At 71.8% G+C, this 11,577-nt stretch carries 7 protein-coding genes; 3 read left to right on the top strand and 4 right to left on the bottom strand.

Annotation, left to right across the window (positions count from 1 at the left end):
- Positions 1–32 precede the first annotated feature (32 nt).
- Genes ACFHYQ_RS02365 through ACFHYQ_RS02355 form a run of 3 tightly spaced genes read right to left on the bottom strand, consistent with a single transcriptional unit; the run spans position 33 to position 4,946 of the window.
- Positions 33–1,520 (bottom strand): BTAD domain-containing putative transcriptional regulator, encoded by a 1,488-nt coding sequence (locus ACFHYQ_RS02365; RefSeq protein WP_394299366.1) that lies wholly within the window; start codon positions 1,518–1,520, stop codon positions 33–35.
- Between the two features lie 51 nt (positions 1,521–1,571).
- Positions 1,572–3,650 carry a sensor histidine kinase gene (locus tag ACFHYQ_RS02360; RefSeq protein WP_394299365.1) on the bottom strand — a complete coding sequence of 693 codons (2,079 nt, stop codon included), beginning with the start codon at positions 3,648–3,650 and terminating at the stop codon, positions 1,572–1,574.
- Between the two features lie 48 nt (positions 3,651–3,698).
- Positions 3,699–4,946 (bottom strand): MDR family MFS transporter, encoded by a 1,248-nt coding sequence (locus tag ACFHYQ_RS02355; protein ID WP_394299364.1) that lies wholly within the window; start codon positions 4,944–4,946, stop codon positions 3,699–3,701.
- Between the two features lie 139 nt (positions 4,947–5,085).
- Between ACFHYQ_RS02355 and ACFHYQ_RS02350 the strand changes: the two genes are divergently transcribed.
- A complete protein-coding gene (locus tag ACFHYQ_RS02350; protein WP_204016617.1) occupies positions 5,086–6,447 on the top strand; it encodes a glutamine synthetase family protein in 1,362 nt (453 codons plus the stop codon).
- A gap of 10 nt (positions 6,448–6,457) precedes the next feature.
- Entirely contained in the window at positions 6,458–9,424 is a 2,967-nt protein-coding gene (locus ACFHYQ_RS02345; protein ID WP_394299363.1) for a bifunctional [glutamine synthetase] adenylyltransferase/[glutamine synthetase]-adenylyl-L-tyrosine phosphorylase, read from the top strand.
- Between the two features lie 32 nt (positions 9,425–9,456).
- Here the strand turns inward: ACFHYQ_RS02345 and ACFHYQ_RS02340 are convergent, their stop codons facing one another.
- Positions 9,457–10,263 carry an SAM-dependent methyltransferase gene (locus ACFHYQ_RS02340; RefSeq protein ID WP_394299362.1) on the bottom strand — a complete coding sequence of 269 codons (807 nt, stop codon included), beginning with the start codon at positions 10,261–10,263 and terminating at the stop codon, positions 9,457–9,459.
- A gap of 114 nt (positions 10,264–10,377) precedes the next feature.
- On the opposite strand from ACFHYQ_RS02340, the gene ACFHYQ_RS02335 reads away from it, so the two are divergent.
- Positions 10,378–11,562 (top strand): hypothetical protein, encoded by a 1,185-nt coding sequence (locus ACFHYQ_RS02335; RefSeq protein ID WP_394299361.1) that lies wholly within the window; start codon positions 10,378–10,380, stop codon positions 11,560–11,562.
- Positions 11,563–11,577 lie beyond the last annotated feature (15 nt).

Genomic DNA, 11,577 nt, shown 5'->3' with positions numbered 1-11,577 from the left:
CAAAGCGACGATAAGTCGGATCGAGATGTCGCTCAGGTCCCGGCCGAGCCTGGGCTGATCAGGCCGTTCTCGTAGGCGAGCACCACGAGTTGCGCCCGGTCGACCAACTCCAGCCGCCGCAGCAGGCCCGTGATCTCGTGGGCTATCTCCCGCTCCGGCACGCCCAGTGTCATCGCGATCCGCCGGTTGGTGAAGCCCCGGGCGATCAGCTTGATCAGGTCGACGTCGGAGTCCGACAGGCCCTGGGGCACGCCGCGGTCGCTGCGCCCGGCGAAGGCGGCGATGAGGTGTGTGGTGACGGCGGGGTCCAGCAGCGCGTCACCGGCGACGGCGGCCCGGATCGCGGCGATGAGCTGCTCGGGCGGCGACGTCTTCAGCATGAAGCCGCTCACCCCGGCCCGCAGCGCCGCGTAGAGGTTCTCGTCGGTGCCGAACGTGGTCATCATGATCACTTTGGTCGGCGCGCCGGAGGTGAGGATCCGGCGGGCCGCGGCCAGGCCGTCCAGGCGTGGCATCTGGATGTCCATGAGCACCACGTCAGGCCGGGTCGCCATGGTCAGCGCGATCGCCTGCTCGCCGTTCTCGGCCTCGCCCGCGAGTTCGAGGCCGGGTTCGCTCGCGAGGATCACTTTCAGCCCGATCCTGACCAGCCCCTGGTCGTCGGCGATCAGCACGCGCAGCGGCGCATGCGTCTCCAGGTCCGGGGCCGGTTCCGGCGCGGGCGCGGGCGCGGGCGCGGAGGACGTGGCGGGGGCCGGGAGGGCGCAGCCGAGGTGCGGGGCCTGGGCGAGGATGTCCTGCTGGAGTCGCTGGAGCGCGGGCCCGGGATCCAGGCCCAGCTCCTCGCGCAGCACCTCTCTCGCCCGGTGCAGCGCGCCCAGCGCGTCCCCGCGCCGCCCTGCCCGGTAGAGCGCGAGCGCGAGCAGCCGCCAGGCCTCCTCGCGGAGTGGGTGTGCCGAGGCGTGGGCCTCCAGGTCGGGAATGAGCGGGCCGGTACGGCCGAGCCGTACGGCGGCATCAGCACGCCGTTCCACCGCGAGCAGGCGGAGCTCGTCGAGCCGGTGCGCCTCCGCCTGCGCCCACGGCAGGTCCTGGAACGCGGCGAGCGCCGGGCCACGCCACAGAGCGAGCGCGCTCTCCATCCGATCGAGTGTCTCGGCCGGATCGCCGCCGTGATCGACTTTCACCAGGTGCCCGAACCACCAGCAGTCGACGTCCTCCGGGCGGGCGCGCAGCGCGTACCCGGGTGGCGCCGACACCAGGACGCCGGCCTCCTGCCGTGGCGCCCGGTGCGGTTCCAGTACCCGCCGCAGACGCGAGACGTAGCCTTGGATGGTCGACAGTGCCTGGACCGGGGGCTCACCCGGCCACAGCTCGTCGATCAGTATGCCGATCGGTACGGCACGTCCCCCGGCCACGAGCAACCGGGCGAGCACGGCTTGTTGCCGCAGCCCGCCCAGGTCGATGGTCTCGCCCTCGACGATTACCTCAAGAGGCCCGAGAGCACGAAATATCACCATGGCATCGGTAAGCGTACGGCCGGGCGACACCGCCCATGTCCGGCCCCGGGGTCAGCCGGTCAGCGGGAAACGGGCCTCCACGACGGCGCCGCCGGTGTCAGGGGAGATCACCACGCAGCTGCCGCCCAGCTCGGCGGCCCGCTCCCGCATCGATGACAGACCGACCCCCGCCCGGACGTGGTGCGGCAGGCCGATGCCGTCATCGGCGACCCGGACGCGCAGTTCGCCGTCACTCCCCGCTGCGCCGTCACTCCCCGCCCCGGCGGTCCCGCGCCGTTCCGCCGTGATCACCACCCGGGTGGCCCTCGCATGCCTGCGGATGTTGTTCAGCGCCTCCTGGACGATGCGGTAGACGGCGACCTCCACGGCGGCGGGCAGCCCGGTCATCTCGTCACCGAGCCGAACCTCGACTCGCGGCGCCTTCTCCGATCGCGTGGCCGACGCCGCGGGGAGAGAAGGCGCCGCGGGGAGAGTTTCCTCCGCCAGCGCCCGTACGGCTCCTGCCAGGCCGAGGTCGTCGAGGGCCGGCGGCCGCAGGCCGTACACCAGCTCCCTGATGTCGCCGGTGACCGCGTCCATGCCGGCCCGCAGGTCTCGCAGCAGCCCGTCGGCGGCGGAAGGGGAGCTCGTCAGGCTCATCCTGGCCATGTTGATCGTCATGGCCATCGCGCCGAGGGTCTGGCCGAGGCCGTCGTGCAGGTCGCGGCGCAGCCGTCGCCGCTCCTCCTCCCTGGCGGCGAGGATGCGTTCGCGTGACCGCTGCAGATCGGCCGCCATCCGTACGGCGTGGGCCACGTCGGCCACATACGGGAGCAGTGTCGTGATCACCCGTTCGTCGTGTGCGGCGGCGAACCGCCGCGCCCCCGGCCTGCCGATCAGCAGCCGTCCCACCGGCTCGCCGTGCCAGACGAGCGGGATCCGTCTGGCGTCCGGGCCGACTTCGCCGCTTTCGACGTACCGCGGCCGTCCGTCGGTGATCTCGACGGCCACGCCGTCGACGGCCAGGCCGTCCCGCACCACCGTGACCACCGCGGACAGCGCGTCGGCCGGGTCGGCCCGCCGCACCTCCTGCGTCAGCCGTTCGGCGAGCAGGGCCGGGTCGCCCACCCTGCCGTACAGCGCGCGGTCCATCACGCGCTGCAGGGCGCGGCGCAACGGCTGGAAGAAGGCGCCGGCGAACAGGGCCGCCGCGAGTCCGGCCACCTGGTGGTAGCCGGAGGCCACGAGGCTGGAGACGGCCCCCACCCCGAAGTAGACGGCGCTGATCATGGCCAGCAGCCCGGCCGCGATGAAGGTCCGGCTGATCACCGTGTCGATGCCGTACAACCGGTAGCGCAGCGCGGCGAACAGGATCGCGAACGGGATGAGCGCCGTCCACACCGTCGCCGGGATCCACCAGTCCGGACCCAGCAGGTAGAACACGACGTACCCGGCGAAGACGGTGAGGGGCCAGGCGATCTGCCGCCGCGTGACCGGGTCGGCGCGGCGCAGCCGCAGCGCCAGCGAGGCCAGCGAGGCGACCACGCAGAACCTGATGACGTACTGCAGGACCGTCTGGGCCGGCTGGTAGTAGGGGAGGAGGGCCCGGACCTCCAGCGGGTTGTGGATCACTTCCGGCCAGGGGTACGCGGCGGGGTCGGGGTCGGGCCGCAGCAGGGCGAGCCCGAACTCGGCGGCGGTGGCGGCGACGCCCAGCACGGCGAGGGGGATCCAGCGGCGCGAGGGCAGCCGGCCGGTGGGCGAGCACAGCGGAACCATGATGGCCAGCAGCAGGCCGGCCACCGCCCAGCACATGAGCTGGACCGCCCGGGCGACGATGGCCGCCCGCATCTCGTCCTGCGCGGCCCAATGGAACATGAGCGCGGTGAAGGCCACGTTCCCCGACCCGAGCAGGCCGCCCACGCAGATCAGCCAGGCCGTGCGGAACCGGGGCCGCTGGGACACCAGGACCGCCCCGGTGAGCGGGAACGTGAGCGCGACGCCGAAGTCCGGGCTCAGCGGCGGCCGGGGCTGCCACTCGGCGGGGATCCGGAGCTGGACCGAAATCCCCACGATCGTCAGGACCAGCGCGGCCGCGGCCATTATCCAGGCGACCGCCCGCGCGGGGAAAACCGGGGAGTTCTCGTCCATAATTGGATGGATTATGTACTGGCGCGTTCCATCCTGCCCACCGGAGGATCACGCTTTCGTGGTCGCGTGCGCAGCGCCGGCGCCCTGGGCATCCTCGCTCTGCGCGGCGGCGCCGCGGCGGCGGATGGCCCGCCCCAGCGCGAGCTGCCCGGCCGCGGCGAGCAGGGCGAGCCCGCCGACCACCGGCCACAGCAGTCCCGGGCCGACCGCGAGCAGCCAGGTCCCGGCGAGGGGCGCGAGCAACGTGGCCGCCGACCAGGCGAAGCCGTACAGGCCGGAGTAGCGGCCGCGCAGGTGCGCGGGGGCCAGGGCGGCCACGATCGCCCCCGGGATCCCCGCGGTGAGGACCTCGCCCAGCGTCCAGACCATGACGGCAGCCGCGTGTCCCGCCAGCGACGACATCAGGGCGTGCAGCATGAATCCGGCGCCCACGACGGCGTAGCCGGCCGCCAGCCACCTGGCCGGGTCGCGCCGCGCCAGCCAGGTGTTCATGACCGGTTGGACGATCACGATGAGCACCCCGTTCACCGCCATCGCCGTGCCGTACGCACTGGTGGGCAGGCCCTGGCCGGTCATCGCCAGCGGCAGCGTGGTGTGCGCCTGGGTGTAGACCATGCCGTACAACAGGCTGGTCAGCACGAAGGCGACCATGAGCCGGTCGCGCAGCACCTCGCGGAATCCTCCGCCCCGGGCCTGTGCGGTCGCCGGGCGGGTCTCCGGGACGGCCCGCCAGACCAGCACGCCGAAGACCAGGCAGGTGACGGCGTCCACCCAGAAGAGCAGGGTGAAGCCGGAACGGGCGAGCCATCCGCCGGAGACCATTGCGATCGCGAACCCGAGGTTGACCGCCCAGAACAGCAGGCCGAACGCCCGCGGCCGGTCCTCCGGAGAGATCAGGTCGGCGACGAGCGCCTGGGAGGCCGGGCGGTAGGCGTCGATCACGAGGCCGAGCACGAGCATCGCCGCGACGATGCCGGCGATGCTGGTCATGTAACCGAGGACGAGCATGGTGATCGCGGTGGCCGTCATGCCGCCGGTCAGCGTGACCCGGCGGCCGAAGTGGTCGGCGAGCCACCCGGCGAGGGGCTGGGACAGCATCGACCCCACGCCGAACATCGTCAGCACCAGGCCGGTCGCGGCGAGCGACAGACCACGGGTCTGAGTCAGATAGATGCCGATGAACGGCCCCACCATCGTGCCGAGCCGGTTGACCATGGTGCCGGCGAACAGCACCCAGAACGGCCGGGGAAGACCGCCGAGCCTCGACCGGAGGAAGCCGTCGATCACAGTTGTCACGGGCCCATCCTTGGTCAATCCGCTCAGGCGACGCCAATCGTTTTACGGCCGCTCAGGGGAGCGGCTTCGTAACCCGCGTGAAACACGCGACGGGCACACTGGTAGGAGATCCGACGTGTGATTTTCCGAGAGGTACGTCTTGGACCGCCAGCAGGAATTCGTCCTCCGCACACTGGAAGAGCGGGATATCCGGTTCATCCGGCTGTGGTTCACCGACGTGCTCGGCTTCCTGAAGTCGGTGGCGATAGCGCCGGCCGAACTGGAGGGCGCCTTCTCCGAGGGCATCGGGTTCGACGGGTCGGCCGTCGAGGGCTTCTCCCGGGTATACGAGTCGGACATGCTGGCCAAACCCGACCCGTCCACCTTCCAGATCCTGCCGTGGCGCAGCGAGAACCCGGGTGCCGCCCGCATGTTCTGCGACATTCTCCTGCCGAACGGGTCGCCGTCCCACGCCGATCCCCGCTGGGTGCTGAAGCGGGCGCTGGCCAAAGCGGCCGACATGGGCTTCACCTTCTACACCCACCCGGAGATCGAGTTCTTCCTGCTGCGCGGCAGACCGGAGAAGGGCGGCCTGCCGGAGCCGATCGACGACGGCGGCTACTTCGACCACACGCCGCACAGCGCCGGCCACGACTTCCGCCGCCAGGCGATCATGATGCTGGAGTCGATGGGCATCTCCGTCGAGTACAGCCACCACGAGGGCGCTCCCGGCCAGCAGGAGATCGACCTGCGGTACGCCGACGCGCTCACGACGGCCGACAACATCATGACCTTCCGCCTGGTCATGAAGGAGGTCGCGCTGGAGCAGGGCATCTGGGCCTCGTTCATGCCCAAGCCGTTCACCAGGTATCCCGGCTCAGGCATGCACACCCACATGTCGCTGTTCGAGGGCGACCGAAACGCGTTCCACGAGGCGGGCGCCGCCTATCAGCTCTCCAAGACCGCCAGGTCGTTCATCGCCGGCCTGCTGAGGCATGCCGCCGAGATCACGGCCGTGTGCAACCAGTGGATCAACTCCTACAAGCGGCTGTGGGGCGGCGCCGAGGCGATCGCCGGGGCGGGCGGCGAGGCCCCCTCCTACATCTGCTGGGGCCACAACAACCGGTCCGCGCTCGTCCGCGTGCCGATGTACAAGCCGCACAAGGGTGCCTCGACCCGTGTCGAGTTCCGCTCGCTGGACTCCTCGTGCAACCCCTATCTGGCCTTCGCGCTGATTCTGGCCGCCGGGCTGAAGGGCATCGAGGAGGGGTACGAGATGCCGCCCGAGGCCGAGGACGACGTGTGGGCGCTGACCAGCCGGGAACGGCGGGCCCTCGGCATCCAGCCGCTGCCGCAGTCGCTGGACGAGGCTATCTCGACGATGGAGCACAGTGAGATGGTCGCCGAGACGCTGGGCGAGCACGTCTTCGACTACTTCCTGCGCAACAAACGGGCCGAGTGGCGGGAGTACCGCCGCCGGGTGACCCAGTTCGAGCTCGACCGCTATCTGCCCGTCCTCTGAGGGGGGCGGGGTGGGCTCCGGTCCGCGATTCCGGACGACGGCCGGGCGCCTGGCCGCACTCGGCTTCGCCGACGGCGCCAGGGCCGAGCGGCTGCTGCGCGGTCTCGGCCCGGGGGCGGCCGATGACCTCGAACTGCTCGACGACCTCGCGGCCGCGGCCGACCCCGATCTCGCGCTCACCTCGCTGAGCCGCCTGGCGGAAAGAGATCCCGGCATATCGGCCGCATTGCGGGCCGATCCCGGCCTGCGCCGTCGGCTCCTCCGCGTGTTCGGCCTGAGCGCCGCCCTCGCCGAGCACGTCGTACGGCACCCGGCCGACGTCAGGCGGCTGGGCGATACCGACGACGCGGGTGGTACGGCGCCGCCGCACGAGGAACTGCCGCGGGCCGTGAAAGCCGGCCACGAGCATCCCCTCGACGCGCTGCGCGTTGCCTACCGCGGCAGGTTGCTGCGGCTGGCCGCACGCGACGTCCTGGGTGAGGCGTCGCTCATCGAGGTCACGGCGGGGCTGGCCGATCTGGCGGCCGCCGCCCTCGAGGCCGCTCTCGCCATCGCCCGCGCCGAGACCGAGGACGCCGGAGACGTCCGGCTCGCCGTCATCGGCATGGGCAAGTGCGGCGCCCGCGAGCTCAACTACATCTCCGACGTCGATGTGATCTTCGTGGCCGAGCCGGCGGAGGGCGTCGACGAGACCCACGCGCTTCGCGTCGCCACCCGGCTCGCCCAGGCCATGATGCGGGCCTGTTCGGCGAGCACGGCGGAGGGATCCCTCTGGGAGGTGGACGCCGGCCTGCGGCCGGAAGGCAGGATCGGCCCGCTGGTGCGCACCATCGACAGTCACCTGGCCTACTACCGGCGCTGGGCGAAGACCTGGGAGTTCCAGGCGCTGCTGAAGGCGCGGCCGGTCGCCGGCGACCTCGAACTCGGCCACGCGTACGTCACCGCGGTCGGCGAACTGGTCTGGCAGGCCTCGGCCCGGGACGGCTTCGTCGAGGACGTGCAGGCGATGCGCCGCCGCGTGGAGGCCCACGCGCGGACCAACGCCCGGGCCGGCGAGGCCGACCGGCAGATCAAACTCGGTCCGGGCGGGCTGCGGGACATCGAGTTCGCCGTGCAGTTGCTCCAACTCGTGCACGGCCGCACCGACCCGCGGCTACGCCGCCGCGCCACGCTCCCGGCACTGGCCGCCCTGTCCGAGGGCGGATATGTCGGGCGGGACGACGCCAAGGCGCTCGCCGAGGCGTACACCTTCCTCCGCAGGGTCGAGCACCTGCTCCAGCTCCACCGGCTGCGCCGCACGCACGTGGTGCCCGCCGACGAGGCCGACCTGCGCCGCCTCGGCCGAGGCCTCGGCATGACGGCCGACCCGGCGGGGGAGTTCACCGAGACGTGGAAGCGCCACGCTCGCCAGGCGCGGCGGCTGCACGAGAAGCTGTTCTACCGGCCGTTGCTTCAGGCGGTCGCCCGGCTGCCGGAGACGCAGGCCCGGCTCTCTCCGGAGGCCGCCGCCGCCCGGCTGGAGGCGCTCGGCTACGCCGACCCCGAGGGCGCGCTGCGGCACATCGCCGCACTGACCGGCGGCGTCTCCCGGCGGGCCGCGATCCAGCGGACGCTGCTGCCGGTCATGCTCGGCTGGTTCGCCGACGCGCCCGACCCGGACGCCGGCCTGCTGGGCTTCCGCCAGATCAGCGACAAACTCGGCTCGACGCCCTGGTACCTGCGGCTGCTGCGCGACGAGACCGCCGTGGCCGAGCGCCTTGCCCACCTGCTCGGCACCGGCCGCTACGTGACCGGGCTCCTGCTGCACGCACCCGAGGCGGTCGCCATGCTCGGCTCGCCGGCCGAGCTCGGCGTACGGCCCGCCGCGGCGCTGGCCGCCGAGGCCGCCGCGGCGGTCGGCCGGCACGGCGCCCACACCGAGAGCGCGGTCACCGCCGTACGCGCGCTGCGCCGCAGGGAGCTGCTCCGCACGGCGTGCGCCGACCTTTCCGGGCTGATCGACGTCGAAGAGGTCGGCCGGGTCCTGTCGTCACTGGCCGACGTGACGATCCAGGCCGCGCTGGATGCGGCCCTCAACGCGGTGCGCGACAAGATGCCGGGCGGCGCCGACCTCCCGACCAGGATCGCGGTGATCGCGATGGGACGGCTCGGCGGCATGGAATGCTCCTACGGCAGCGACGCCGACGTGATGTTCGTGCATGAGCCCCGGCCGGGTGCCTCAGAACGGGAGGCGGCCCAGGCGGCCCACGCGGTCGCCGAGGAACTGCGCAGGCTGCTCGCGCTGCCGGCCCCCGATCCGCCCCTGCACGTCGACGCGGACCTGCGGCCGGAGGGACGGCAGGGTCCCCTGGTCCGCACGCTCGCCTCCTACCGCGCCTACTACAGCCGATGGTCGTCCCACTGGGAGGCCCAGGCACTGCTGCGCGCCCGCTTCTGCGCCGGAGACGATGCGCTCGGCCGTGACTTCGTCGACCTCGTCGACCCGCTGCGCCATCCGGTGGGAGGCGTCTCGCCCGAGGCCGTACGGGAGATCCGCAAGCTGAAGGCGCGGATGGAGGCCGAGCGGCTGCCGCGCGGGGCCGACCCGGCCCTGCACACCAAACTGGGCCGGGGCGGCCTGGCCGACGTCGAATGGACGGCCCAGCTCATCCAGCTCCGGCACGCGGCAGCAGTACCGGAGCTGCGGACGACCCGCACGCTGGAGGCCCTGCGGGCGGCGGTCCAGGAGGGCCTGCTCGGCCCGGCGGACGAGGCGGAGCTGGCGCGGGCGTGGCGGCTGGCCTCCCGCATCCGCGACGCGATCATGCTGGTGCGCGGGCGGGCGGGCGACAGCGTGCCGACCCTGGTGAAGGAGCGAACGCTGGTCGCGCGGACCCTCGGATATCCGCCGGACGGGTCGGAGGACTTCGTCGACGACTACCGGCGGGTGACCCGCCGGGCCCGCGCGGTGGTGGAACGAGTCTTCTATGAGGACTGAGCCGAGTCGAGGACCGAGGTGAGAGGGAGCGGTCAGAGCTTACGGCCCACGGCTCCGTACGCGCCGTGCGTGCGGCGATAGGAGTCTTCGCCCGGAGCCGGACGCCACTGGGAGAGCCCCACCATGCCGGGCTCCACGAGCTCGAAGCCGTCGAAGAAGCGCATGATCTCGGCGCGGGTGCGCAGGGTGAGCATTTCGTGGGTGCTGTTGTAGGCCTCCGCGAAGGCCTCCAGGCTCTCGGGCTCGAAGTCGGCGGTGACGTGGGTGATCGCCAGGTGGCTGCCGGGCACGACCGCGTCCGTGTAGCGCTTGACGACGCCGAAGGCGTCTTCCTTGTCATCGACGTACATCAGCGTGCCCACGATCACGATGGCGATGGGCTCGGTGAAGTCGAGGGTCGCCAGGGTGTCCGGGTGGTCGAGGATGCTGTCGGGGTCGCGGAGGTCGGCCTCGATGTAGGCGGTCCTGCCCTCCGGGGTGCTGCGTAACAATGCGCGGGCGTGGGCCATCACGATGGGGTCGTTGTCGACGTAGACGACCCTCGCGGCGGGGTTCACCGCCTGGGCGACCTCGTGGGTGTTGCCCTGGGTGGGGATGCCGGTGCCGATGTCCAGGAACTGGCCGATGCCCTGTTCCGCGAGGAACCGTACAGCCCGCCCCAGGAAGGCGCGGTTGTCCCGGACGCCCTGGAGGACCCCGGGGGAGGCGGCGACGGTGGCTTCGGCCACCTTGCGGTCGGCCTCGAAGTTGTCCTTGCCGCCCAGTAGGTAGTCATAGATGCGGGCGGGGTGTGGCACCGAGGTGTTGATCTTCGGGGGAGCGGGTGCGTCGTCGGCCATGCCGGACTCCAAGGGGGAGGTTTTACTTGATCTTACATATTCGGTGCGTAGCACCCATGCCGCTTTGATCAAAACGTTGCCGATGCGGTGTGGAGCGGTGTATCAACGGTGCGGGTGATCGCTTTGATCTCGTATTACGCGGACCTCGCCATCGGCCTCGTGCTGGCCTTCCTGCTGCTGTCGCTCCTGGTGAGCGGCATCAACGAGGGCATCGTCCGGCTGCTGGCGATTCGGAGCAAGTTCCTTTGGGCGTACCTGCGTGACACGCTCGACGGCGCGGAGCGGCCGGACGGCGAAGCGCGGCCGGTCCGGCTGCTGGACCGCCTCCTGCGCGCGTTCAAGGGGCTGGGCCGCAGGCTTCGGGCTCCCCTGATGGAGCTGCTGCCGCCGCCGGCACAGGGACGCTCCCGGCTGCCCGCGACCGTGCTCGGGGTCTTCGCGCGGCTGCCGTTCGGCAGGGACCCGCGGCCGCCGTTCACCCCGGGGCCCGCACCCGCTGACGGGGAACGGACCGGCAGGTCGCTGGCCGATCTCCTGCACGAGCGACTGCGGGAGATCGACCACGTCAAGCGTGGTAAGACCACCATCGCCGACATCCCCCCGGTCCGGTTCGCGGTCGCGGTGATGGAGATCGCGACCGAGCACGGCGGGATCGAGGCGCTGATGCGGGACCTCGACCGTATGAAGAGCCCGATCTACCGCCCGCTCAAAGCGGTCTGGGACCGGGTGGAGCACGACGTCGAGACGTTCCGCCGCGGCGTCGGCGAGTGGTTCGACGGCGAGATGGAACGGCTCAGCATCCTCTACCGGCGCTACGTCCGCTGGGTGGTGGCCGCGCTCGGGATCGCCGTGACGCTGCTGTTCGGCATGGACGCCCTGGAGTACGGCAAGAACCTGCTCAGGGACAACGCCTACCGCAGCGAGGTGAGCGCGTTCGCCCAGTCGGGGCCGGAGGCGCTGGCCCCGATCCGGCAGGAGTGCGGGCCGAGGCAGGACACCTATGCCTGCGTCACCGACGTGCTTAGCACCCCGGCGTTCGTGAAGATCTTCGCCAACGCGCCCGTCGGCGTGACGATGGGCGACGGCGGCGACAGCCCGTCCTGGGCGTGGAACTGGGACGCCTGGTGGCAGCGGTTGTCGACACCCGGTCACTGGCCCGGTTTCCTCATCACGGCTGTGGCTCTGCTGTTCGGCGCGCCCTTCTGGTGGGACATGCTGCGCCGTGTCGCCGGCCTGCGCTCCCGCGCCGGCGGCGACGCCGGCCCGACCGGAAAGCAGGGATCCGTCAGTCCCCGGTGACGCCGTCGCCCGTCT

The sequence above is a fragment of the Sphaerimonospora cavernae genome, assembly GCF_042435035.1.
Classification (GTDB): Bacteria; Actinomycetota; Actinomycetes; order Streptosporangiales; family Streptosporangiaceae; genus Sphaerimonospora; species Sphaerimonospora cavernae.
Note: the sequence above shows the minus strand (reverse complement) of the source record. Positions and strands in the feature narration are given on the sequence as shown.